This window comes from Pseudonocardia ailaonensis (assembly GCF_039531635.1).
GTDB classification, from domain to species: Bacteria; Actinomycetota; Actinomycetes; order Mycobacteriales; family Pseudonocardiaceae; genus Pseudonocardia; species Pseudonocardia ailaonensis.
The window spans coordinates 40,646-63,924 of sequence record NZ_BAAAQK010000003.1; the positions used below are offsets into that span (position 1 = coordinate 40,646).

Annotated in this window: 21 protein-coding genes and 1 pseudogene; 20 read left to right on the forward strand and 2 right to left on the reverse strand. The window is 75.3% G+C overall.

What is annotated here, in order from left to right:
* Positions 1–278 precede the first annotated feature (278 nt).
* The 4 genes from mihF to coaBC are packed head-to-tail and all read left to right on the forward strand — an operon-like array spanning position 279 to position 2,714.
* Positions 279–593 carry an integration host factor, actinobacterial type gene (gene mihF, locus ABD324_RS03020; protein ID WP_344412084.1) on the forward strand — a complete coding sequence of 105 codons (315 nt, stop codon included), beginning with the start codon at positions 279–281 and terminating at the stop codon, positions 591–593.
* A gap of 25 nt (positions 594–618) precedes the next feature.
* The gene (gmk, locus tag ABD324_RS03025; protein ID WP_425565739.1) at positions 619–1,203 is read left to right on the forward strand and encodes a guanylate kinase; all 585 of its coding nucleotides are present in this window, start codon (positions 619–621) and stop codon (positions 1,201–1,203) included.
* Between the two features lie 2 nt (positions 1,204–1,205).
* Complete coding sequence (gene rpoZ / locus ABD324_RS03030; RefSeq protein WP_344413367.1) at positions 1,206–1,478, forward strand: DNA-directed RNA polymerase subunit omega; 273 nt, start codon at positions 1,206–1,208, stop codon at positions 1,476–1,478.
* 9 nt (positions 1,479–1,487) lie between these two features.
* Positions 1,488–2,714: a bifunctional phosphopantothenoylcysteine decarboxylase/phosphopantothenate--cysteine ligase CoaBC gene (gene coaBC / locus ABD324_RS03035; RefSeq protein ID WP_344412088.1), complete on the forward strand. Its 1,227-nt coding sequence runs from the start codon at positions 1,488–1,490 to the stop codon at positions 2,712–2,714.
* Positions 2,715–2,841: 127 nt separating this feature from the next.
* Here coaBC and ABD324_RS03040 read toward each other — a convergent pair whose 3' ends face one another.
* Positions 2,842–3,492: an SH3 domain-containing protein gene (locus ABD324_RS03040; protein WP_344412090.1), complete on the reverse strand. Its 651-nt coding sequence runs from the start codon at positions 3,490–3,492 to the stop codon at positions 2,842–2,844.
* A gap of 319 nt (positions 3,493–3,811) precedes the next feature.
* Here ABD324_RS03040 and metK point away from each other — a divergent pair, with 319 nt between their 5' ends.
* From metK to ABD324_RS03100, 12 genes and pseudogenes are all read left to right on the forward strand, one after another.
* Complete coding sequence (metK, locus tag ABD324_RS03045) at positions 3,812–5,014, forward strand: methionine adenosyltransferase (protein WP_344412092.1); 1,203 nt, start codon at positions 3,812–3,814, stop codon at positions 5,012–5,014.
* A gap of 184 nt (positions 5,015–5,198) precedes the next feature.
* A complete protein-coding gene (locus ABD324_RS03050; RefSeq protein ID WP_344412094.1) occupies positions 5,199–7,235 on the forward strand; it encodes a primosomal protein N' in 2,037 nt (678 codons plus the stop codon).
* A 166-nt stretch (positions 7,236–7,401) separates the two neighbouring features.
* A complete protein-coding gene (gene def / locus ABD324_RS03055; RefSeq protein ID WP_344412096.1) occupies positions 7,402–7,950 on the forward strand; it encodes a peptide deformylase in 549 nt (182 codons plus the stop codon).
* Positions 7,947–8,879 (forward strand): methionyl-tRNA formyltransferase, encoded by a 933-nt coding sequence (fmt, locus tag ABD324_RS03060; protein ID WP_344412098.1) that lies wholly within the window; start codon positions 7,947–7,949, stop codon positions 8,877–8,879. Before def ends, fmt begins: the two co-directional genes overlap by 4 nt.
* Positions 8,880–9,978: 1,099 nt before the next feature.
* Positions 9,979–11,421: pseudogene (locus ABD324_RS03065) on the forward strand (RsmB/NOP family class I SAM-dependent RNA methyltransferase); the annotation flags it as partial.
* A 97-nt stretch (positions 11,422–11,518) separates the two neighbouring features.
* Positions 11,519–12,205, forward strand: coding sequence for a ribulose-phosphate 3-epimerase (gene rpe, locus ABD324_RS03070; RefSeq protein ID WP_344412100.1), 687 nt, complete (start codon positions 11,519–11,521; stop codon positions 12,203–12,205).
* 65 nt (positions 12,206–12,270) lie between these two features.
* Positions 12,271–13,260, forward strand: coding sequence for a bifunctional diaminohydroxyphosphoribosylaminopyrimidine deaminase/5-amino-6-(5-phosphoribosylamino)uracil reductase RibD (gene ribD / locus ABD324_RS03075; RefSeq protein WP_344413369.1), 990 nt, complete (start codon positions 12,271–12,273; stop codon positions 13,258–13,260).
* Positions 13,261–13,279: 19 nt separating this feature from the next.
* Positions 13,280–13,912 (forward strand): riboflavin synthase, encoded by a 633-nt coding sequence (locus tag ABD324_RS03080; protein WP_344412102.1) that lies wholly within the window; start codon positions 13,280–13,282, stop codon positions 13,910–13,912.
* Positions 13,909–15,225 carry a bifunctional 3,4-dihydroxy-2-butanone-4-phosphate synthase/GTP cyclohydrolase II gene (locus ABD324_RS03085; RefSeq protein ID WP_425565717.1) on the forward strand — a complete coding sequence of 439 codons (1,317 nt, stop codon included), beginning with the start codon at positions 13,909–13,911 and terminating at the stop codon, positions 15,223–15,225. Before ABD324_RS03080 ends, ABD324_RS03085 begins: the two co-directional genes overlap by 4 nt.
* Before the next feature lie 43 nt (positions 15,226–15,268).
* Entirely contained in the window at positions 15,269–15,751 is a 483-nt protein-coding gene (ribH, locus tag ABD324_RS03090; RefSeq protein WP_344412104.1) for a 6,7-dimethyl-8-ribityllumazine synthase, read from the forward strand.
* Positions 15,748–16,242, forward strand: coding sequence for a PH domain-containing protein (locus ABD324_RS03095; RefSeq protein WP_344412106.1), 495 nt, complete (start codon positions 15,748–15,750; stop codon positions 16,240–16,242). Before ribH ends, ABD324_RS03095 begins: the two co-directional genes overlap by 4 nt.
* 291 nt (positions 16,243–16,533) lie before the next feature.
* Positions 16,534–17,370: an HAD family hydrolase gene (locus tag ABD324_RS03100; protein ID WP_344412108.1), complete on the forward strand. Its 837-nt coding sequence runs from the start codon at positions 16,534–16,536 to the stop codon at positions 17,368–17,370.
* Positions 17,371–17,390: 20 nt separating this feature from the next.
* Here ABD324_RS03100 and ABD324_RS03105 read toward each other — a convergent pair whose 3' ends face one another.
* The gene (locus ABD324_RS03105) at positions 17,391–18,146 is read right to left on the reverse strand and encodes a DUF2786 domain-containing protein (RefSeq protein WP_344412110.1); all 756 of its coding nucleotides are present in this window, start codon (positions 18,144–18,146) and stop codon (positions 17,391–17,393) included.
* A 156-nt stretch (positions 18,147–18,302) separates the two neighbouring features.
* On the opposite strand from ABD324_RS03105, the gene uvrC reads away from it, so the two are divergent.
* Genes uvrC through whiA form a run of 4 tightly spaced genes read left to right on the forward strand, consistent with a single transcriptional unit; the run spans position 18,303 to position 23,198 of the window.
* Positions 18,303–20,267: an excinuclease ABC subunit UvrC gene (gene uvrC / locus ABD324_RS03110; RefSeq protein WP_344412112.1), complete on the forward strand. Its 1,965-nt coding sequence runs from the start codon at positions 18,303–18,305 to the stop codon at positions 20,265–20,267.
* Positions 20,264–21,145, forward strand: a complete 882-nt coding sequence (gene rapZ / locus ABD324_RS03115; RefSeq protein ID WP_344412114.1) for an RNase adapter RapZ — start codon at positions 20,264–20,266, stop codon at positions 21,143–21,145. The genes uvrC and rapZ overlap by 4 nt, the downstream gene beginning before the upstream one ends.
* On the forward strand, positions 21,142–22,155 hold the full coding sequence (locus ABD324_RS03120; protein WP_344412116.1) for a gluconeogenesis factor YvcK family protein: 1,014 nt from the start codon (positions 21,142–21,144) through the stop codon (positions 22,153–22,155). The genes rapZ and ABD324_RS03120 overlap by 4 nt, the downstream gene beginning before the upstream one ends.
* Positions 22,156–22,214: 59 nt before the next feature.
* Positions 22,215–23,198, forward strand: coding sequence for a DNA-binding protein WhiA (whiA, locus tag ABD324_RS03125; RefSeq protein ID WP_344412119.1), 984 nt, complete (start codon positions 22,215–22,217; stop codon positions 23,196–23,198).
* The last annotated feature ends 81 nt before the right edge of the window (positions 23,199–23,279 follow it).

A 23,279-nucleotide genomic window follows, 5' to 3' on the forward strand; every position in this document is an offset into this window, starting at 1 on the left:
CCGGCGCGCCGCCGGGTGCCGCTGTGCGCTGCCGCCGAACGGACGGTCGCCGTCGCCGAGCGGGCGCGTCGGGTACCCGTCCGGGGCCGCGGGTGTGTTATCACCCGTCCGGGGGTCCACGGGAGTGGGTGTGGCATCAAACCCACTGGTGGCACCCCCGTTGGCATCCCCCGGGGGTGCGTGGGTACGTTCGTTCGAGCCCCGGCCGGAGACCCGCCCGGGACGGCGATCGCACCGCCTGGCGATCCCGCACTGCACGACGAAAGACGGAGGAGACCGTGGCCCTTCCCCAGCTGACCGAGGAACAGCGTGCTGCCGCGCTGCAGAAGGCCGCGGCCGCCCGCCGAGCCCGGGCGGAGCTGAAGGAGCGGCTCAAGCGCGGGGGCATCACCCTCGCCGAGGTGCTGAAGCAGTCCGACACCGACGAGGTGCTCGGCAAGATGAAGGTCTCGGCCCTGCTCGAGGCCATGCCCAGCGTGGGCAAGGTCCGCGCGGCCCAGATCATGGAGCGCCTCGAGATCGCCCCCAGCCGCCGGCTGCGCGGCCTGGGCGAGCGGCAGCGCAAGGCGCTGCTGAACGAGTTCCCCTCCTGAGGTGAGCACCGCCCGGGGCCGGCTGATGGTGCTCGCAGGACCCTCCGGGGTCGGTAAGAGCAGCATCGTCGACCGGCTCCGTACGGAGCTCCCCGAGCTCCACTTCTCGGTGTCCGCGACCACGCGGGCGATGCGTCCGGGGGAGGTCGAGGGGATCCACTACCACTTCGTCTCGCGCCAGGAGTTCGACCGGTTGATCGCGGCCGGCGAGCTGCTGGAATGGGCGGAGGTGCACGGTGGCCTGCAGCGTTCGGGCACGCCGCGCGCCGAGGTCGAGGGGCCGATCGCGCAGGGCAGGCCCGTGCTCGTGGAGGTCGATCTCCAGGGCGCCCGGTCGGTCAAGCGGGCGATGCCCGAGTCGGTCACGGTGTTCGTGGAGCCGCCGTCGTTCGAGGAGCTGGCCCGCCGGCTCACCGACCGGGGCACCGAGAGCGCCGAGGTCCGGGAGCGCCGGCTGCGCACCGCCGTCGAGGAGATGGCGGCCCGGGACGAGTTCGACGTGATCGTGGTCAACGACGAGGTGCAGGTCGTCGTCGACCGGTTGGTAGAGTTGCTGGTCGCACCCGCGGGACCCGACCCGCGCCCCACAGTCTCTGGAGTTCCTGAGTGAGCATGCCGCTGACCGGCCCCGTGGCCGGAGCCCTCCCCGAGGGCATCACCAACCCGCCGATCGACGACCTCCTGGACAAGGTCAGCTCGAAGTACGCGCTGGTGATCTACTCGGCGAAGCGCGCCCGCCAGATCAACGACTACTACTCGCAGCTGGGCGAGGGCCTGCTCGAGTACGTCGGGCCGCTGGTCGAGCCGGGCCCGCGCGAGAAGCCGCTGTCGATCGCCATGCGCGAGATCCAGGCAGGGCTGCTCGAGCACACCGAGGGCGAGTAGCCGCACGTCATGGTCGATCACCCGGGGCCCCGGGTCCTGCTCGGGGTCGCCGGGGGGATCGCGGCCTACAAGAGCGCCGAGCTGCTCCGCCGGTTGACCGAGTCGGGGCACTCCGTGCGCGTCGTCCCGACGGAGTCGGCGCTGAACTTCGTCGGCGCCGCCACGTTCGAGGCGCTGTCCGGGCAGCCGGTGCACACCGGCGTGTTCTCGGACGTGCCGTCCGTCCAGCACGTGAGGCTGGGTCAGGACGCGGATCTCGTCGTCGTCGCCCCCGCCACCGCGGACCTGCTGGCCCGCGCGGTGGCGGGCCGGGCGGACGACCTGCTCACCGGGTCCCTGCTCGTCGCCCGCTGTCCGGTGCTCTACGTGCCGGCCATGCACACCGAGATGTGGCAGCACCCGGCCACGCAGGCCAACGTCGCCACGCTGCGCTCGCGCGGCGCGATCGTGATGGAGCCCGCGTCGGGGCGGCTCACGGGCAAGGACACCGGCCCGGGCCGGCTGCCGGACCCGGAGGAGATCGCCGAGCTCGCGCGGCTCCTGCTCGAGCGGCCGGACGCGCTGCCGCGGGATCTCGAGGGCCGGCGCGTCGTCGTGTCCGCCGGGGGCACCCGGGAGCCGCTCGATCCCGTCCGGTTCCTGGGCAACCGCTCGTCGGGGCGGCAGGGGTACGCGCTGGCCAAGGTCGCGGCGCAGCGCGGCGCGCACGTCACGCTCGTCGCCGGGCACACCGCCGAGCTGGCCGATCCGGCCGCGGTCGAGGTCGTGCACGTCGGATCGGCCGTCGAGATGCGCGAGGCGATGCACCGGGCCTCGAAGGGCGCGGACGCCGTCGTCATGTCGGCCGCGGTGGCGGACTTCCGCCCGACCGCGCTCGCCGCGCACAAGATCAAGAAGGACGGTTCGGAACCCGAGCCGGTGCGCCTCGCCCTGAACCCCGACATCCTCGCCGAGCTCGTCTCGGCGCGGGAGCCCGGCCAGGTCGTGGTCGGGTTCGCCGCCGAGACGGGCGACGAGACCACGGACGCGCTGGAGTACGGCCGCCGCAAGCTCGTGAAGAAGGGCGCCGACCTGCTGCTCGTCAACTGGGTCGGTGAGGGCGGGGCCTTCGAGAACGCCGACAACCAGGGCTGGCTGCTCGGCGCGGACGGGGCCGAGACCGTGATCCCGCAGGGTTCCAAGGCGCTGCTCGCGTCCCGGCTGTGGGACGCCGTGGGTGCCCGGCTCGGCCGGTAGTCCGCCGACCGCACACGAGGGGCGCCCCGGGTCGGGGCGCCCCTCGTCGTGTGCGGCCGGTCAGCGCCGATCGGCCGAGGACCGGCGCCGGGTCAGGGCCTGACCGGGGCGCCCGACCCGGGCCGGGTCAGCGGCCGAGCAGGCTGCCGAGGCCACCGGGCGCGGCCGGGCCGGTGCCCTGGTCGGTGCCGGGGTCGGTGCCGCTGTCGGACGGGTCGGCCGCTGCGGCGTCCGCGGGGCCCGCGGTGCGGGCCGGGGCCGGGGTGGCCGAGGTCGTGGCCGGGGTCGTGGCGGGGGCGCTGGTCGTGGTGCCGTGACCGCTCGGGGTGCGGGCGCTGCGCTCCTCGCCGGCCGGGGCCGGGCGGGTGGTCGTGGTGCCGTGGGCCGGGGTGGTCGTCGTCGTGGCGCTGCCGCTGCGCGGGGTCGCCGTCGTGCCGCCGGTCGACTCGGTGCCGCGGGTGGCGGCCGGGCCGGTGGAGGTCTTGACGTACTGCTCGACGGCCCAGCCGTGGAGGTTCTCCAGCTTCACGAAACCGTTCTTCTTCTCGCCGACCTGGACGGCGGTGCCGCGGTCGCAGACGGCGACGATGCGCGAGGTCGCGGACGCCTCGGCACGCACGTTGACGTTGTCGGTGCAGGTGCCGGCGGTGGCGGCGGAGGCGGCGGGGGCGAGCAGGGCCATCGCGCCGACGGCGCCGACCGCGACCACACCGCCGACGGCGGCCGCCGCGCGGCCCGGGCGCGCCGAGATCCTCAGGGCCGAGAACAGGGCCTTCATCCGAGCAGAACCTCCGTGGGACGCCGGTTGGGGAGCGGGCGTCCGTCGATGTGCTCCGCGTCCGGTCCGGACGCGAACTGTCATGGGGCCCAACGACGGCGGCCGTGACCGATTCGGGACCTCGACCGGGGTCCACCCGAAGCGGTGAACGGAGACGGGAACCCGGGCCCGTTCGTCACGCTCGGTGAGGCCCGGCCGGTAACGGGTCCCGGGCCCGTGTCGACTAGTCTGGCAAGGCAGGGGCCTCCCTCGGCCAGTGGACAACAGCACCCCACCCCACCGTCGCGGCAGGGGCGCGCGAAGAGCAACGGAGTGGCGAGTGGCGAACGTGGGCCGTCGGCTGTTCACCAGCGAGTCGGTGACCGAAGGTCACCCGGACAAGATGTGTGACGCGATCAGCGACACCGTCCTCGACGCGCTGCTCGCGCAGGACCCGAAGAGCCGGGTCGCCGTCGAGACCCTGGTGACCACCGGGCAGGTGCACGTCGCCGGCGAGGTCACGACCTCGGCGTACGTCGACATCCCCGGCCTGGTCCGGGAGAAGATCCTCGAGATCGGCTACGACTCGTCGTCCAAGGGCTTCGACGGCAACTCCTGCGGCGTCAACATCGCGATCGGCGCCCAGTCGCCGGACATCGCACAGGGCGTCGACACCGCGTACGAGAGCCGGGTCGAGTCCAGCGAGGACGAGATCGCCCGGCAGGGCGCGGGCGACCAGGGCCTGATGTTCGGCTACGCGAACACGGACACCGCCGAGCTGATGCCGCTGCCGATCGCGCTCGCGCACCGGCTCGCGCGCCGGCTCACCGAGGTCCGCAAGACCGGCGTGCTGCCCTACCTGCGCCCGGACGGCAAGACCCAGGTCACCATCGAGTACGACGGCGACAAGCCGGTCCGCCTCGACACGGTCGTCCTCTCCACGCAGCACGCGGCGGACGTCGACCTCGACGGCATGCTGGCGCCCGACGTGCTCGAGAAGATCGTCACGCCGGAGATCTCGGAGCTCGGTCTCGACACCTCCAACGTGCGGCTGCTGGTCAACCCGACCGGCCGCTTCGTCATCGGCGGCCCGATGGGCGACGCCGGCCTGACCGGCCGCAAGATCATCGTCGACACCTACGGCGGGTTCGCCCGCCACGGCGGCGGTGCCTTCTCGGGCAAGGACCCGTCGAAGGTGGACCGCTCCGCCGCGTACGCGATGCGCTGGGTGGCGAAGAACGTCGTGGCCGCCGGGCTGGCCGAGAAGATCGAGGTCCAGGTCGCGTACGCGATCGGCAAGGCGGCCCCGGTCGGCCTGTTCGTCGAGACGTTCGACACCGCGCACGTGGACCCGGCGAAGATCGAGTCCGCCATCACGGAGGTGTTCGACCTCCGTCCGGCCGCGATCGTCCGCGACCTCGACCTGCTGCGCCCGATCTACGCGCCCACCGCGGCGTACGGCCACTTCGGCCGCACCGACGTGGCCCTGCCGTGGGAGGACACCTCCCGCGCCGAGGCGCTGAAGGCGGCTGCCGGGGTCTGATCCCCGCCGCACGTCCGGACGGCACCCCTGCTGCGGTGGGGGTGCCGTTCGCGTTCCCGGTGCCGTTCGCTCGACGGGTGCAGGACTTGAGCGAGTGGGTCGTTCGCTCAGTAGGAGTGAGCGAGAGCGCCGTTCGCTCATGGGTGGGTGCGGGGTTGTCGGGGTGATCGGGTAGGACTGCGGCGTGAGTACAGCGAGCCGGACGCGCGGGGAGTGGACCGCCGCTGCCGTGCTGCCCGTGGCGCGGGTCGCCGTGGACGTCCCGCTGGCGCACCTGGACCGGCCGTTCGACTACCGCGTGCCCACGCATCTCGACGCCGAGGCGGTGCCGGGCGTGCGGGTGCGCGTGCGGTTCGCCGGCCGGCTGCTCGACGGGTTCCTGATCGAACGGGTCGAGGAGTCGGAGTACGGGTCGGGGCGGGGGAAGCTCGCCTGGATCGACAAGGTGGTGTCCCCGGAGCCGGTGCTGTCGGCCGAGGTGGCGGCCCTGTGCCGGGCGGTGGCGGACCGGTACGCGGGGGTGTTCGCGGACGTCGTGCGGATGGCGGTGCCGCCGCGGCACGCCCGCGTGGAGAAGGAGGCGCCCCGCGAGCGGGAGATCGCACCGGTGGAGTCGCCGGATCCTGCGGCCTGGGCCCGCTACCAGCACGGGGCCGCCTTCCTGGAGGCGCTCGGGAGCGGCCGCGCGGCGCATGCGGTGTGGCAGGCGCTGCCGGGGGAGTCGTGGCCGGAACGGCTGGCGGAGGCCGCGGCCGCGACCGTCGCGGCCGGGCGCGGGGCGCTGCTCGTGGTGCCGGACCAGCGGGACGTCGAGGCCGCGCACGCCGCGTTCGCCGCGCGGCTCGGGGCGGACGGCGTCGTGGCGCTCACCGCCGATCTGGGGCCGGCCGAGCGCTACCGGCGCTGGCTCGCGGTGCGGCGGGGTGCCGTGCGGGCGGTGGTGGGGACGCGGTCGGCCGCGTTCGCGCCCGTCGAGAAGCCCGGGCTGCTCGCCGTCTGGGACGACGGGGACGACAGCCACGCCGAGCCCCGGTCGCCGTATCCGCAGGTCCGGGACGTGCTGATCACGCGCGCGCACGCGGCAGGCGCCGCGCTGCTGGTCGGCGGCCACGCGCGCACGGCCGAGGCGCAGCTGCTCGTCGAGTCCGGATGGGCGCGGCCGATCTCGCCGGACCGGGCGGTCGTGCGGGCCGCGGCGCCGCGGGTCACGGCGATCGGGGAGTCGGACACCCAGCTGGCACGGGATCCCGACGCCCGCGGCGCGCGGGTGCCGGCCGTCGCGTTCGAGGCGGCGCGGCAGGCGCTCGGGGCCGACCGTCCGGTGCTGGTCCAGGTTCCGCGGGCGGGCTACCTGCCGTGGCTGTCCTGCGCGCAGTGTCGCGAGCCGGCGCGCTGCCGGCACTGCGCCGGGCCGATGGGGCTCCCGCGGGGCGCCGAGCACGACGCGGGCCTGCCGACGTGCCGGTGGTGCGGGCGGGTCGAGTCCACCTACCGCTGCGGCGGGTGCGGCGGGCGGCGGCTGCGGGCCGGGGTGGTCGGTTCCCGGCGGACCGCGGAGGAGCTGGGCCGGGCGTTCCCGGGGGTGTCGGTGAGGTCGTCCGGGGGCGGGGCGCCGGTGCTGGCGTCGGTGCCGTCCGCGGCCGGGATCGTGGTCGCGACACCGGGGGCCGAGCCCCCGGCCGAGGGCGGGTACGGGGCCGCGCTGCTGCTCGACGGCTGGGCGATGCTCTCGCGGGCGGACCTGCGGGTGATGGAGGAGGCGCTGCGGCGCTGGCTCGCCGCCTCGGCGCTGGTCCGGCCGCATTCGGAGGGCGGGCGGGTGATCGTGGTGGCCGACTCCGCGATCCCGGTGGTGCAGGCGCTGGTGCGGTGGGACCCGGCCGGGTTCGCCGCCGAGGAGCTGGCCGCCCGCGCGGAGGTCGGGTTCCCGCCCGCGGTGCGGATGGCGGCGGTCGAGGGCTCGCCCGGCGCGGTCGCGGACGTCGTCGACGCGGTGCTGGCGGCCGAGCCGCGGATCGAGGTGCTCGGGCCCGTGGAGATCGACCCGCCGGACGAGCCGGGAGCCACCACGCACGAGGTGCGCGAGCGGGCGCTGGTGCGAGTACCCCGCACGCAGGGGCGGGTGCTGGCGAAGCACCTCGCGGTGGCGCAGGCGACGCGCAGCAGCCGCAAGGCTCCCGATCCGGTGCGGGTGCGGCTGGATCCGTCCGAGGTGGGCTGAGGCTCTCGACTCGCGTGGAGCCCGGCGCCGGGGTGGTCGGGGCGGCGCCCGGCTCGCGAGGTCCGGACCCGGGGGTGCGCTCGCCCGGGGTGGCGATGCTCGGGTCGGGGGCCGGGCGGGGCGAGTGGCAGAATCGTGGGGCTGTCGCTCGACCGTTGGGAGCTCCGTGTCCGTCCAGCCCGTCCGCCTCTTCGGCGATCCGGTGCTGCGCACCCCCGCCGCCGCCGTCACCACCTTCGACGCCGAGCTGCGCAAGCTCGTCGCCGACCTCACCGACACCATGCACGACGAGGGCGGTGCCGGCCTGGCCGCACCGCAGATCGGCGTGGGGCTGCGCGTGTTCACCTACGACGTCGACGGCGCGGCCGGGCACATGGTCAACCCCACCTGGACCGCGACGGACGCCGAGGAGCAGCTCGGCATGGAGGGCTGCCTCTCGATCCCCGAGCTGGGGTGGGAGTGCCTGCGGAAGCTGAACGTGGTGGCCGCGGGGTGGGACATGCACGGCGAGCCAATCACCGTCGAGGGCACGGCCCGGTTGGCGCGCGCGATCCAGCACGAGACGGACCACCTCGACGGGGTGCTGTTCGTGGACCGCCTCGACGCGGCCACCCGCAAGATCGCGATGGCGGAGATCCGGGCGGCGTCGTGGTTCGGGGAGCAGGAGCCCGTCGTGAAGGTGAGCCCGCACCCGATGTTCGGGAAGTCGCGGTGAGGCTGCTCTTCGCGGGCACCCCGGATCCGGCCGTGCCGGCGCTGCGGGCGCTGCTCGACTCGCCGCGCCACGAGGTCGTCGCAGTCCTGACCAGGCCGGACGCGCCCGCGGGGCGAGGGCGCAAGCTCGTCCGGTCGCCGATCGGCGCGCTGGCCGACGAGGCGGGCATCCCGGTGCTCACCCCGGCGAAGCCCCGCGAGCCGGAGTTCCTCGAGGCGTTGCGCGAGCTGGCGCCGGACTGCGTGCCGGTCGTCGCCTATGGGGCGTTGGTACCGCGGGTGGCGCTCGACATCCCGGCACACGGCTGGGTCAACCTGCACTTCTCGCTGCTGCCCGCCTGGCGCGGGGCGGCGCCGGTGCAGGCCGCGGTGCGGGCGGGCGACGAGATCACCGGCGCCACCACGTTCCTGCTGGAGGAGGGGCTGGACACCGGCCCGACCTACGGCGTGGTCACGGACGCGATCAGCGAGCGGGAGACGTCCGGCGACCTGCTGGGGCGGCTCTCCCGCTCCGGCGCGGCGCTGCTCGCGGCCACCATGGACGGTATCGAGGACGGTACCCTGCGCGCCGTCCCGCAGCCGGCGGACGGGGTGTCGCACGCCCCGAAGGTGACCGTGGCGGATGCGCGGGTGGACTGGTCGGGCCCGGCGCTCGCGATCGACCGGCTGGTCCGGTCGGTCACGCCGGAGCCGGGGGCCTGGTGCGGGTTCCGGGACGCGCGGCTCGGGCTCGGCCCGGTCGCGCCGGTGCGGACCGGCGAGGTCGAGCTGAAGCCGGGTGAGCTGCTGGCGGAGAAGAAGCGGGTGCTCGTGGGGACCGCCACCGTGCCGGTGCAGCTCGGTGAGGTGCGGCCGGTGGGCAAGCGGGCGATGCCCGCCGCCGACTGGGCGCGCGGGGTGCGGATCGAGCCCGGCGAGATCCTGGGCTGAACCGGCCGCGTCCGCGACCGGAGGGACACGCTCGCGCGGCGATCGTTCCCTCCACTCCCGGGCCGCCGGCGGATGCCTGGGACGATGGACGCGGTGGTCGCGGTGACGCGTGCCGCCGAGACGAACGAGGTCCCTCGGGGGCCGGACGACCGGCCGTGACGGCCCGGACGAGGAGAGTTCCAGTGAGCGAGCGCCAGCGAGCGAACCGTGGGCGGCCTGCCCGCGCGACGCGCCTGCCGATGATCGGCGAGGGCCGGCGATGAGCGACCCCGAGGGCGGTCGCCCGGAGCGCGAGGAGCGGGCGTCCGGCACCGGGCGTGAGAGCCGGGGTCGTGACGACCGCGGCAGCGGCGATCGGAGTGCGCCGCGTTCCGCGGACCGGCAGGGCGGCAGTGGGGGCGGTGCCCGCTCCAGCGGCTCCGGCGACCGTCGCGGCTCGGGCTCGGGGGAGCGCCGGGGCAGCGGCTGGGCTCCGCGCTCGGGTGACCGGGACGACCGCGGTGGGCGGAGCGGTTCGGGCCGGCCGGACCGTGGTGGGCGTGACGACCGCGGTGGGAGGCCGGGTGGTGACGGCCGCTCGGGTGTCCGCGACGACCGGGGCGCGGCCGGCCGTTCGGGTGGCGACCGGAGCGGCGGATTTCGCGGGGGCCGGGACGACCGGGCCGGTGCTCGCGGCGGTGACCGCCGGGACGACCGGGGCGGCCCCCGTCGCGACGCTGACCGCCGTGACGACCGCGGCGGCGACCGTGGGGACCGCGGGGGCTTCCGCGGGGACCGGCCGGAACGCGGTGGCTACCGGGGCGGCTCCGACCGGCCGGACCGCTCCGACCGTGACGGCGAGCGCCGGGACGATCGCGGCGGCCCGCGGGGCGACCGGGGCGACCGGCCGCAGCGGGACCGGAGCGGTGCCGGCGACCGGCCCCAACGGTCCGACCGTCCCGACCGCGGCGACAGCCCCGGGTACGGCGACCGGCCGCAGCGTTCCGATCGACCCCAGCGCTCCGACCGACCCCAGCACAGCGACCGGCCGCGGCGAGACGAGCGGCCCCAGCCCGGTGAGCGGGGCGGGTACGGCGACCGCACGCCGCGAACCGGTGGCCGGCAGGGCCGGCCCTCGGGGCCCCGCAACTCCGGCCCGCCCCGCGGCCGCGAGAACCCCGCGGGCCCGCCCTCGGGCGATCCCGCCCGGTCGGCGGCGTTCGAGCTGCTCACGGCGGTGCGCGAGCGCCACGCCTACGCCAACCTCGCGCTTCCCGGGATCCTGCGCCGCCACCGGCTCCGCGACCGCGACGCCGCGCTGGCGACCGAGCTGGGGTACGGCACCCTCCGCGCCCAGGGCCAGCTCGACGCCGCCATCCAGGCGTGTGCCGACCGCCCGCTGCACCGCATCGAGGGCCCGCTGGTCGACGCCATGCGGCTCGGCGCCTACCAGCTGCTGCGCATGCGGGTGCCCGAGCACGCGGCCGTGGCGACGACCGTCGACATCGTGCGGGGGATCGCCGGCACCGCGTCGTCGGGCTTCGTGAACGCGATCCTGCGCAAGATGGCCGAGACGGTCGCCGAGCAGGGCGCGCAGGACTGGCTGACCTCCCTCGCGCCGGACGAGCAGGAGGACCCGATCGGCCGGGCCGCCTTCCTGCACGCCCACCCGAAGTGGATCGGCCAGGCGTTCGCGGACGCGCTGGGCAGCCGCGAGGAGCTGCCCGCGGCCCTCGAGGCCGACGACGCCCGCCCCGTCGTCCACCTGCTGGCGAAGCCGGGGGACATCAGCGCCGAGGAGCTCGCGCTGGTCACCGGCGGTACCGAGGCCCCGTACTCGCCGTACGGCGTGCACCTGGAGCCCGGCTCGGGGGACGTCGGCGAGCTCGACGCCGTCCGGGAGGGCCTGGCCATCGTCCAGGACGAGGGCAGCCAGCTCGTGGCGCTGGCGCTCGCCCGGGCCGGGCTGCAGAGCGCGGACACCGGGCGCTGGCTGGACCTCTGCGCCGGCCCGGGCGGCAAGTCCGTGCTGCTCGGCGGTCTGGCGGCGATCGAGGGCGGGACGCTGGACGCCGTCGAGCCCGCCGAGCACCGTGCCGACCTGGTGCGCCGGGCCGTCGACGGGCTGCCCGTCACGGTCCACACCGCGGACGGCCGGGAGGCCCCGCTCCCGCACGACACCTTCGACCGGGTGCTCGTCGACGCGCCGTGCACCGGTCTCGGTGCGCTGCGCCGCCGGCCCGAGGCACGCTGGCGCCGCACCCCCGACGACGTCTCGGCGCTGGCGAAGCTGCAGCGCGAGCTGCTGCTCGCCGGGCTGCGGCACGCCCGGATCGGGGGCGTCGTGGCCTATGTCACCTGTTCCCCGCATCTCTCCGAGACGGTCGGGGTGATCGGGGGGCTGGTGCGCCGGAAGGATCTCGGGGTCACGGCGGAGTGGATCGACGCCCGGCCGTACCTGGAGGGGGTCCCGCAGCTCGGCGAGGGACCGTCCGTGCAGCTGTGGCCGCACCGGCAGGGCACGGACGCGATGTTCCTCGCGCTGCTGCGGCGCACCGCCTGACCCGGACGTGTGACCGGACTCTCGTCACCCCGTGACCGTGCGTGCCGCGCGGTCTCGGGGTGACGCGGCGACCCGGAGCGGGCAGTAACCTGCCAGCGTGCGTCCCCTGATCGCCCCGAGCATCCTGTCCGCCGACTTCGCCCGCCTCGCCGAGGAGGCCGCGGTCGTGTCGGCCGGCGCCGAGGGCGCGGACTGGCTGCACGTCGACGTGATGGACGCGCACTTCGTACCGAACCTGACGCTCGGGCTGCCGGTCGTCGAGTCGCTGCTGAAGGCGACCCCGACCCCGCTCGACTGCCATCTCATGATCGACGACCCGGACCGCTGGGCGCCGTCGTACGCCGAGGCCGGCGCGTACAACGTCACGGTGCACGTGGAGGCCGCCGCGGATCCGGTGATGCTCGCGAAGAACCTGCGTGCGGCCGGGGCCAGGGCGGGGCTGTCGATCAAGCCCGGCACCCCGCTGGAGCCGTACGTCGAGGTCCTCAAGCACTACGACACGCTGCTGGTGATGAGCGTCGAGCCCGGTTTCGGCGGGCAGGCGTTCATGCCGGAGGTGCTCGACAAGGTCCGCACCGCGCGCCGGCTCGTGGACACCGGGCACCTGCAGGTCCTGGTCGAGATCGACGGCGGCATCGCGGCGTCGACGATCGAGGCGGCGGCCGAGGCGGGCGTGGACTGTTTCGTCGCGGGCTCGGCCGTCTACGGCGCCGACGACCCGGGCCGCGCCGTCGCCGCGCTGCGCGAGCAGGTGGTCTCCGCCCACACCCGGTGGCGGGGCTGACCGGGTGGCCGGGCCGACGGAGCGGGAGGGCTGACGGGGTGCCGGGGACGACGCCGGAGCAGGCGATGCGGGCGGCGCTGGCCGCCTCGGTCGCCGTGCACGGCACCACCAGCCCGAACCCGCCGGTCGGCGCCGTGATCCTCGACGCCGCGGGCGAGATCGTCGGCACCGGTGCGACCGCCCCGCCCGGTGGCCCGCACGCCGAGGTCGTCGCCCTGCGCGAGGCGGGGGAGCGGGCCCGGGGCGGGACCGCCGTCGTCACCCTCGAGCCGTGCAACCACCACGGCCGCACCCCGCCGTGCTCGGAGGCCCTGGTCGCCGCCGGGATCGCGCGGGTGCACGCGGGGGTCGCGGACCCGAACCCGAAGGCCGCGGGCGGCACCGAGCGGCTGCGCGCGGCCGGCGTCGAGGTCGTGCTCGGCACGCTCGGCGACGAGGTGGCCACCGGCCCGCTGCGGGCCTGGCTGCACGCCGTGCGCACCGGTCGTCCCCATGTGACCTGGAAGTTCGCCGCCACGCTCGACGGCCGCAGCGCCGCCGCGGACGGGACCAGCCGGTGGATCACCGGCGAGGCCGCGCGGGCCGAGGTACACGAGTTCCGCTCGCACGTCGACGCCGTGGTCGCCGGCACCGGCACGGTGATCGCGGACGACCCCGCGCTGACGGCCAGGTACCCGGACGGCACCGATCGCGAGCGCCAGCCGCTGCGCGTCGTGGTGGGCAACCGCGACGTGCCCGCCGGAGCGCGCCTCGACGCACCGGACGTGCTACATCTGCGCACACACTCCCCGGACGACGTGCTCAAGGAGCTCACCGACCGGGGGGTGGTCGACGTGCTGCTCGAGGGCGGGCCGCGGCTCGCCGGGGCGTTCCTCGGGGCGCAGCGGGTGGACCGGGTGCTGGCCTATCTGGCCCCGGCGCTGCTCGGAGCGGGTGCGGCGGCACTGGCGGACGCCGGGGTGGGAACGATCTCGGACCTCATGCGGTTGAAGGTCGACAGCGTGCGGGTGGTGGGGGGCGATGGCGGCGATGTTCTCGTCGACGGGCGTCCCTGACGGAAGGGAAGGCGAGCGGATGTTCACGGGGATCGTCGAGGAGGTCGGCGAGATCGTCGGCGTCCGGCAGACGGGCGAGGTCGTCGTGCTGACGGTGCGGGGTCCGGTCGTGTCGACCGACGCCGCGCACGGGGACTCGATCGCGGTGAACGGCTGCTGTCTGACCGTGGCCGACGACGAGGGTGCACGAGACGACGAGTTCCGCCTCGAGCTCGTGCCCGAGACGCTGAAGCGCACCTCGCTCGGGGCCGCCGCGACCGGGGCCCGGGTCAACCTGGAGCGCGCGCTCCCGGCCAACGGCCGGCTGGGCGGGCACATCATGCAGGGCCACGTCGACGGCGTCGGCACCCTGCTCTCGCGCACCCCCGGCGAGCGCAGCGACGAGGTGCGCTTCGCCCTCCCGGCCGAGCTCTCGCGCTACGTCGTGGAGAAGGGCTCGATCGCGGTCGACGGCGTGTCGCTCACGGTCGCGGCCACGGACGGCGAGACGTTCACCGTCGCGTTGATCCCCACCACATTGGCGGACACGACCCTCGGCCTGCGGGAGCCGGGAGATATCGTCAATCTCGAGGTGGACGTCCTCGCCAAGTACGTGGAACGGCTCGCAGCCGGCTATCTGGGCGGGGCGCAGGGACAGGACGGTGTGAAGTGACCGAGATCGCTCAGCAGGGGCGGGCCGCCGCGGCCGGGCTCTCCGGGGGCTTCGAGCGGATCGAGCGGGCGCTGCGCGACCTGGCGGACGGCAAGGCCGTCGTGGTGGTCGACGACGAGGACCGCGAGAACGAGGGCGACCTGATCTTCGCCGCCGAGAAGGCGACGCCGGAGCTGGTGTCCTTCGTGGTGCGCTACACCTCTGGCTACGTGTGCGTCGCGCTCACGGACGGCGAGTGCGACCGCCTCGACCTCCCGCCGATGCACCACACGAACGCCGACGCCTACCGCACCGCGTTCACCGTGACCGTCGACGCCAAGGACGGGGTGACGACGGGCATCTCCGCGGCCGACCGCGCGCACACCATGCGCCTGCTCGCGAACCCGCACACCCAGCCCGTCGACCTCGTCCGGCCCGGGCACGTGCTGCCGCTGCGCGCCCGCGAGGGCGGCGTGCTCCGCCGGCCGGGGCACACCGAGGCCGCCGTCGACCTCACCCGCATGGCCGGGCTCGCGCCCGCCGGTGCGCTCTGCGAGATCGTCTCCCAGAAGGACGAGGGGGAGATGGCCCGCGGCGACGAGCTGCAGGTCTTCGCGGACGCGCACGAGCTCACCCTGATCACGATCGCGGACCTGATCTCCTACCGGCGCCGCTTCGAGAAGCACATCCAGCGCGTGGCGCAGGCGCGCATCCCCACCGCCCACGGTGAGTTCGTGGCCTATGGCTACGACTCCCTGCTCGACGGCATCGAGCACATCGCCATGGTGAAGGGCGACGTCGGCACCCCGGACGGCACCGGCGAGGACGTGCTGGTCCGCGTGCACTCGGAGTGCCTGACCGGGGACGTGATGGGCTCGCTGCGCTGCGACTGCGGCCCCCAGCTCGACGCCGCCCTCGAGGCCGTCGACAAGGAGGGCCGCGGGGTCGTGCTCTACATGCGCGGGCACGAGGGCAGGGGCATCGGCCTGCTGCACAAGCTGCAGGCCTACCAGCTGCAGGAGGCGGGGGCGGACACCGTCGACGCCAACCTCGCGATGGGCCTGCCCGCCGACGCGCGGGACTACGGCATCGGCGCGCAGATCCTCTCCGACCTGGGCGTGAAGTCGATGCGGCTGCTCACCAACAACCCGGAGAAGCGCGCCGGGCTGGAGGGCTACGGGCTGCGGATCCTCGAGCGCATCGCGATGCCGATCCGGCCGAACCCGGAGAACCTGCGGTACCTGCGCACCAAGCGGGACCGGATGGGCCACGATCTGCCCGATCTGGGCGAATCGGACGGACCGGGCAACCTGACGGACGGCGTCGGACTCTGACCCGCGGCCGCACCCGCGGATCTGGCCTGGGAGAATCACCGGCATGAGTGGTGAGGGCAGGCCCGAGGGCCCGGGAGACCTGACCGGGGCCGCCGGGCTCCGGGTGGGTGTGGTCGCGGCGACCTGGCACGCCGAGATCGTCGACGTCCTGGTGGAGCGGGCGCTGGCGGTCGCGGAGAAGGCCGGCGCGGTGCCCACCGTCGTCCGGGTGCCGGGCACGGTCGAGCTGCCCGTGGTGGCCCAGGAGCTGGCCCGCACCCACGACGCGGTGGTCGCGCTGGGCGTGGTGGTGCGGGGCGGCACGCCGCACTTCGAGTACGTCTGCGACTCGGTGACGGCGGGGCTCACGCGCATCGCGCTCGACGAGTCCACCCCGGTCGGCAACGGGGTGCTCACCACGAACACCCTCGAGCAGGCCGTGGACCGCAGCGGCGTGCCCGGCAGCAGCGAGGACAAGGGCGCCGAGGCCTGCGCGGCCGCGCTGCGCACCGCGATCGTCCTCGCCGAGCTGCGGGGGATGGAGTGAGCACGGCGCCGCGGGAGGGGAACATCGGGGCGGACGTGCCGACGACCGTGGGGAAGGACGCCATCGTGATCCGCCCACGGCTGGCCAGCTGGCTGGGCTGGGTGTCCGCGGTGGTCATCGTGGTGATCTTCGTAGCGATCGCGATCGTGCTGCGCGAGGTCTCCACCGGTGTGTACTTCCGCTTCGCCGACCAGGTCTCCCTGGTCCTGCTGGGGCTCTTCGTCGCGGGCGGCCTGCTGTTGTTCGCGAGGCCCCGGGTCCGCGCGGACGAGCACGGCATCGAGGTGCGCAACGCGGGCCTCGCGCGCTACCTGCCGTGGTCCGCGGTGGAGCGGGTGGCGTTCCCCGACGGCGCGTCCTGGGCGCGGCTGGACCTCCCCGACTTCGAGTACCTCCCGGTCCTGGCGATCCAGGCCGTGGACCGGCAGCGCGCGGTCGACGCGATCCGCCGGGTCCGCGCCCTCCACGCCGCCGCGCGCGCCGACGACTGACCCCGGGTCGCCGCGGCGGATCCGCTCCGCGGCGGGCGGCTGCTGTGATCCGCGGCGGCCGGATCCGCTCTGCGACGGGCCGTCGCGACCGATCCGGGGCCGAGCCGCGGCCGATCCGCCGGAAGGCGGCCGCAGCCGTTTCGGCGACCCACCGCGACCGCTCGGCGCCGTGGCCTGCCGGTGGCCGGGAGCGGCCCGCCCGGCCCGCCAGACTGATCGTCGAATCGCAGAGCGTGATCATGCGTGTACGGATCGGTCGGGGGACCGACACGCCTGTCGGGCGGAGGACCGATGACCGTCGTGCAGCGTGGCACGGCCCGGGGGAGCGGGCTCCGCGGACCCCGTCGCCGGCGGGGGGACCGCGCCCCGGAGGGCGGCGCGGCGAGCGGGACCGTGGTGGAGCTGGCCCGGCGACCGGCCCCCCAACCGCGGGTCCCCACGGCGGAGCCGGTCGCGGCCCGGCGGCCGCGGGCGGTGCTGGTGGACGTGTACGGCACCCTCCTGCAGGTCGAGGCGCTGCGGGCGCGCTTCCTCGACGTCGGCCGCCCGGCGCACGAGTACGAGCTCTTCCTGGCCCACGCGCTGCGCGACGCGCGGGGCCTCGCCCTGGCCGGCGGGACCCCGCCGCCCTTCGACCGGATCGTGGCGGACGCGCTGCGCTCCGCCACCGGCCACACCCTCGGCGACGACGCGATCGCCCACCTGACGGCCGGCCTCGCGGAGCTGCCCAGCTTCCCCGACGCCGAGCCGGCCTTCGCGGTCCTCGTCCGGGCCCACGTGCCGGCCTGGGCGCTGGCCCAGGGCAACGGGAGCCACATCGTCGCGGCCCTGCACACCACCGGCCTGCGCAGCTTCCTGCGCGGCGCGGTGGCCACGGACGATCTCGGTTTCCTCCTCCCGCATCCCGACGCCTACCTGCTCGCCTGCCGCGGCGTGCGCAGCGAGCCGGCCGAGACCGCCTTCGTGTCCGCACAGGCGGACCTCGTGCACGGGGCGATGCGCGCCGGCCTGATCGGAGGCCTGGTGCTCCGCCACGGCGCCCGCCCGCCCGACGCCGTGGACCCGCCGCACGTCACCGGGCCCAGCCTGGTCGAGGTCGCCGAGCGGCTCCTCGCCCTGCCCGGGTGAGGCGCGGCCCGGGGAGCCGGTCAGGCGAGCTCCCGCCGGGTGGCCGGATCGAGGCGCGTGCCGCCGAGGTCCGCCTGCCGCCCGGCGGCCGCCCCCTCGGCGAACCCGCTGCCCGACAGCGACGGCCGGCGGGCCCGCGCGAGATCGGGGAACGCCTCCGCGTAGGCCCGGTCCACCTGGGCGCCCCGGTCGACCAGCACCAGCGCGGTCCCGGCGGCCGCGACCCGGTCGGCCGACGCGGAGGCGGCAGCCCGCTCCTCCGCCTCGAGGAGCCGCTGGTGCACCTGCGCCGCGAAACCCTGCAGCCACGACCGCCGGTACGCGGCCACCGACTCGTCGGGACGCGGTGGCCGCAGCCGCACCATCCGGCCCGTGGCCTGCAGCAGCAGCGAGGTGTAGAGCAGCTCGACCCGTTCGCGGTCGGCCGCGAAGCCGAACACGGTGACCGCCTCGACCCGGCCGCCGCTCGCGCCGTGCATGACCCAGCGGCAGCGCAGCGCCGAGGCCGTCCAGCCCAGCAGCCGGGCCTTGCCGGCCGAGTACGGGTCGTCCATCTCCACCCGCACCATGCCGATCCCGTCCCGCCGCGGGTCGTCCGCCGCGAGCGAGGCCGCCAGCAGCGCCTCGTCGATCCCGTGCCGGGCCATCAGCTCGACGGCCTTGGCGTTGTAGGTCTCCGCCTCCTCCGGTGTGCCGGCGCGCTCGGCCTTGGCGAGCAGCTTGCGCACGCGGTCGAGCCGGTCCGTGCGGGTGAGGGGAGCGGTCGGGACGGTCACGGGGAGCCTCCTTCGAACGGGCGTTCGTCGTCGAGCAGGAGATGTACCCGACCGCACCGACAGTTTCGGGTCACCTGGATACACCCACGCCCCACCCGTCCCCACAGGGGCGGTCCGGCGCGAACTGTCGGACCGCGGTTCTACGCTGAGAGTCCTATGCCCGACCCCGCCACCTACCGCCCGGCCCCGGGGACGATCCCGGAGGCCCCCGGCGTGTACCGGTTCTCCGACCCGACGGGCCGCGTGATCTACGTGGGGAAGGCGAAGAGCCTGCGCCAGCGGCTCAACTCCTACTTCGCGGACCTCGCGGGCCTGCACCCGCGCACGCGCCAGATGGTCACCACGGCCGGGCACGTGGAGTGGACGGTCGTCGGCACCGAGGTCGAGGCGCTCCAGCTCGAGTACAACTGGATCAAGGAGTACGACCCGCGCTTCAACGTCCGCTACCGGGACGACAAGACCTATCCGGTGCTGGCGATGACGTTGAACGAGGAGTTCCCGCGCCTGCACGTCTACCGCGGCCCGCGCCGCAGGGGCGTCCGGTACTTCGGCCCCTACGCGCACGCGTGGGCGATCCGCGAGACCCTGGACCTGCTGCTGCGGGTGTTCCCCGCGCGCACCTGCAGCGCGGGCGTGTTCAAGCGGCACGGGCAGATCGGCCGTCCCTGCCTGCTCGGCTACATCGACAAGTGCTCGGCGCCCTGCGTCGGGCGGGTCACCGCCGAGGAGCACCGCGGGATCGTCGACGACTTCGCCGAGTTCCTCTCCGGCCGCACGGACCGGATGGTGCGCGAGCTCGAGCGGCGGATGCAGCAGGCGTCCGAGGAGCTGGAGTTCGAGAAGGCCGCCCGCCTGCGGGACGACGTCGGCGCCCTCAAGCGGGCCATGGAGCGCCAGGCCGTGGTCCTCGGCGACGGCACGGACGCGGACGTCGTGGCGTTCGCCCAGGACGAGCTGGAGGCCGCCGTCCAGGTCTTCCACGTCCGCGGCGGCCGGGTGCGGGGCCAGCGCGGCTGGGTGATCGACAAGACGGACGAGACACCGGACACCGTCGCCCTGGTGGAGCGGTTCGTCACCCAGTTCTACGGCGAGCAGGCGGCGCTGGCCGACCAGGCGGACGACGCGTCCCAGCCCGTGCCGAAGGAGATCCTGGTCCCCGAGCTGCCGCCGGAGCACGAGGCGCTCCAGGACTGGCTCGGTGACCTGCGCGGCTCCCGGGTGTCGCTGCGCGTGCCGCACCGCGGGGACAAGCGGGCGCTCGCGGAGACCGTGGAGCGCAACGCCAAGGAGGCGTTCACCCAGCACAAGCTGCGGCGCGCGGGGGACCTCACCGCCCGTTCGGCCGCGCTGCAGGAGATCCAGGACGCGCTGGGCCTGGACCAGGCACCGCTGCGGATCGAGTGCATCGACGTCAGCCACGTGCAGGGCACGAACGTCGTCGCGAGCCTCGTGGTGTTCGAGGACGGGCTGGCGAAGAAGTCGGACTACCGGCGCTTCGAGATCCGCGAGGGCGCCGAGGGCGGGGACGTCGCGTCGGTGGCCGAGGTCGTGCGCCGCCGGTTCCGCCGCTACCTGAGCGAGACCACCCCCGACGAGGCCGACGACGCGGAGTCCGCGGCCAAGGTGCGCACCGGGATCGACCCGACCACCGGCCGTCCCCGCAAGTTCGCCTACGCCCCCAACCTGCTGGTGGTCGACGGCGGCCAGCCCCAGGTCGAGGCGGCCGCGGACGTGCTGGCCGAGCTCGGCATCCAGGACGTCGCGCTGTGCGGGCTGGCCAAGCGCCTGGAGGAGGTCTGGCTGCCCGGCGACCCGGACCCGGTGATCCTCTCGCGCACCTCCGAGGGGCTCTACCTGTTGCAGCGGTTGAGGGACGAAGCACACCGCTTCGCCATCACCTATCACCGCCAGCGTCGTTCCCAGGGCATGGTGGCCTCCGAGCTGGACGCCGTGCCGGGCCTCGGCCCGGCGCGGCGACAGGCGCTGCTCAAGCACTTCGGCTCGATGAAGAAGATCAGGGCGGCGGAGGCCTCCGAGATCGCCGGGCTGCCCGGCTTCGGGCAGCGCACCGCCGAGGCCGTGGTGGCGGCCCTGCACCCGTCGACGGAGGCCACGCCATGACCGATCCGGTCACGAAGGGCATCGAGGTCGCGCTGGTCAGCGGCCTGTCCGGCGCGGGGCGGAGCACCGCGGCGAAGGTCCTGGAGGACCTCGGCTGGTTCGTGGTGGACAACCTGCCGCCCGAGCTGATCGCCACGATGGTCGACCTGGGCGCCCGCGCGCGCGGTGAGGTCACCCGGATCGCCGTGGTGATGGACGTGCGCAGCCGCGCCTTCAGCGCGGACCTCGGCGCCGTGATCAAGGATCTCGACGCGCGCGGCTACAAGCCCCGCCTGCTGTTCCTGGAGGCCGCGGACAGCGTGCTGGTGCGCCGCTTCGAGGCCAACCGCCGCGGCCACCCCCTGCAGGGCGACGGCCGGCTCGTCGACGGCATCACCGCCGAGCGCCAGCTGCTCAGCCCGCTGCGCGAGGCCGCGGACCTGGTGCTGGACACCTCGAACCTGTCCGTGCACCAGCTGCGGGCGCGCATCGAGCAGGGGTTCGAGCGGGACGCGCCCCAGGCCACCCGGGTCAACTTCCTGTCGTTCGGCTACAAGTACGGGCTGCCGATGGACTCGGACCTGGTCGTCGACATGCGGTTCCTGCCGAACCCGCACTGGATCCCGGAGCTGCGCGAGCACAGCGGCAAGGACGCGGACGTGCGGGACTACGTGCTCTCCCAGGAGGGCGCCGAGGAGTTCATCGGCCGCTATCTCGACCTGCTGAGGCTCGTCGGCGCGGGCTACCGGCGCGAGGGCAAGCGCTACCTCGCGGTGTCGGTGGGCTGCACCGGTGGCAAGCACCGCAGCGTCGCGATCAGCGAGGAGCTGGCGCGGCGGCTGGCGGGATCGGAGGGTGTCGCGGTGAGCGTCGCGCACCGGGATCTGGGTCGCGAGTGAGGGCCGTCGCCCTGGGCGGCGGTCACGGGCTGGCCGCCACGCTGGGCGCCCTGCGGCTCATGCCCGAGGTCTCCGACGTCACCGCCGTCGTCACGGTCGCGGACGACGGCGGCTCCTCCGGCCGCATCCGCCGCGAGATCGGCGGCCTGCTGCCCCCCGGCGACCTGCGGATGGCCCTCGCGGCCCTGGCCCACGAGCCCGGCTGGACCGAGCTCGTCCAGCACCGGTTCGGCGGCACCGGCGCCCTGGCCGGGCACGCCGTGGGCAATCTCGTGCTGGCCGGCCTGATGGAGACGCTCGGCGATCCGGTGGCCGCGCTGGACGCCATGTGCGAGCTGCTCGGGGTCCGTGGCCGCGTGCTGCCGATGTGCGCCGTGCCGCTCGACATCGAGGCCGAGGTCAGCGGGCTGGACCCCGAGGGCGAGGACGCCGCGGACGCCGCGGACGCCGGCCGGACCCACCGCATCCGCGGGCAGGTGGCGGTGGCGTCCACCCCCGGCCGGGTGGAGCGGGTACGCCTGCTCCCGGAGGATCCGCCGGCGTGCACCCAGGCGGTCGAGGCCGTCCGGGCGGCGGACCTGGTGCTGCTCGGTCCGGGCTCTTGGTTCACGTCCGTCCTGCCGCACCTGCTGGTGCCCGCCCTGCGCGCCGCCCTGCAGGAGACGGCGGCGCGGCGCGTCGTCGTCCTCAACCTCGCGCCGGAGCCGGGGGAGACCCCGGACTTCTCACCCGAGCAGCATCTCGCGGTCCTGGCGGCGCACGCCCCGGAGCTCCGGTTCGACGTGGTCCTGGCCGATTCGGGCAGTGTTGCGGTACCCCGTCGCCTGCGCCGGGAGGCGGAGACGATGATGGGGGCGGGTGGACGGGTCCATCTCGCCCCGGTGGCGGCGGGCCCGCTCGTGCCCCGGCACGAGCCCACGGCGCTGGCGGCGGCGCTTCGGGAGGTCCTGTCCGGGCCGCCCGGGGGACCGGGGGCCGCAACACGGCCCCGGTCGGGCGCGAGTACGTGACGGCCGCGTGGACAGCCGGGCGGCACGAGGGAACGGTTCGACAGGGGGAGGCCTCCGGTATGGCGATGACCGCGGCGGTGAAGGACGAGCTGAGCAGGCTCACCGTGACCAAGCCGTCGTGCCGGCGCGCGGAGGTCGCGTCGCTGCTGCGCTTCGCCGGGGGCCTGCACATCGTGGGCGGCCGGGTGGTGATCGAGGCCGAGGTCGACACGGGATCGGTCGCGCGGCGGCTGCGCAAGGAGATCCATGATCTCTACGGCCACCAGTGCGAGGCCCACGTCATCTCCGCGGGCGGGATCCGGCGCGGCGCCCGGTACGTGATCCGCGTGGTGCGCGACGGCGAGGGCCTGGCCCGCCAGACCGGCCTGCTCGACCAGCGTGGCCGCCCGGTCCGGGGGCTGCCGCCGGCCGTCGTCTCCGGCGACCTGGACGACGCGGAGGCGGCCTGGCGCGGCGCGTTCCTCGCCCACGGCTCGCTGACCGAGCCCGGGCGCAGCTCGGCGTTGGAGGTGACCTGCCCCGGACCGGAGGCCGCGCTCGCCCTCGTCGGGTCCGCCCGGCGGCTCGGGGTCACGGCCAAGGCCCGCGAGGTCCGCGGGGCCGATCGCGTGGTCGTCCGGGACGGGGACGCCATCGGCGCCCTGCTGACCCGGATGGGCGCCCACGAGTGCGTCCTGGCGTGGGAGGAGCGGCGGATGCGCCGCGAGGTCCGGGCCACCGCGAACCGGCTCGCGAACTTCGACGACGCGAACCTGCGCCGCTCGGCCCGCGCGGCCGTGGCGGCCGCGGCCCGCGTGCAGCGTGCGTTGGAGATCCTCGGCGAGGACGTGCCGAACCACCTGCTCGCCGCCGGCCGGTTGCGCGCCGAGCACACCCAGGCGTCCCTGGAGGAGCTGGGTCAGCTCGCGGAGCCGCCGATGACGAAGGACGCGGTGGCGGGCCGGATCCGGCGGCTGCTGCACATGGCGGACAAGCGGGCCGCGGACCTCGGCATCCCCGACACCGAGTCGGCCGTCACGCCGGAGATGCTCGAGGACGCGTGAGACCTGGGCAAATGCCATACAGGTCACGCGCAGGGTCACTCCGGGCCCGATAGGGTTGGGCCGTTCCCAGCAACGACCAGT

Coding starts and splice junctions, on each gene's coding strand:
- ABD324_RS03100 (WP_344412108.1), top strand. CDS start 16,534: ATGACCGTCGTGCAGCGTGGCACGGCCCGGGGGAGCGGGCTCCGCGGA.
- uvrC (WP_344412112.1), top strand. CDS start 18,303: ATGCCCGACCCCGCCACCTACCGCCCGGCCCCGGGGACGATCCCGGAG.
- coaBC (WP_344412088.1), top strand. CDS start 1,488: ATGGTCGATCACCCGGGGCCCCGGGTCCTGCTCGGGGTCGCCGGGGGG.
- ribH (WP_344412104.1), top strand. CDS start 15,269: ATGAGTGGTGAGGGCAGGCCCGAGGGCCCGGGAGACCTGACCGGGGCC.
- rpoZ (WP_344413367.1), top strand. CDS start 1,206: ATGCCGCTGACCGGCCCCGTGGCCGGAGCCCTCCCCGAGGGCATCACC.
- ribD (WP_344413369.1), top strand. CDS start 12,271: ATGCGGGCGGCGCTGGCCGCCTCGGTCGCCGTGCACGGCACCACCAGC.
- gmk (WP_425565739.1), top strand. CDS start 619: ATGGTGCTCGCAGGACCCTCCGGGGTCGGTAAGAGCAGCATCGTCGAC.
- rapZ (WP_344412114.1), top strand. CDS start 20,264: ATGACCGATCCGGTCACGAAGGGCATCGAGGTCGCGCTGGTCAGCGGC.
- whiA (WP_344412119.1), top strand. CDS start 22,215: ATGGCGATGACCGCGGCGGTGAAGGACGAGCTGAGCAGGCTCACCGTG.
- ABD324_RS03080 (WP_344412102.1), top strand. CDS start 13,280: ATGTTCACGGGGATCGTCGAGGAGGTCGGCGAGATCGTCGGCGTCCGG.
- ABD324_RS03040 (WP_344412090.1), bottom strand. CDS start 3,492: ATGAAGGCCCTGTTCTCGGCCCTGAGGATCTCGGCGCGCCCGGGCCGC.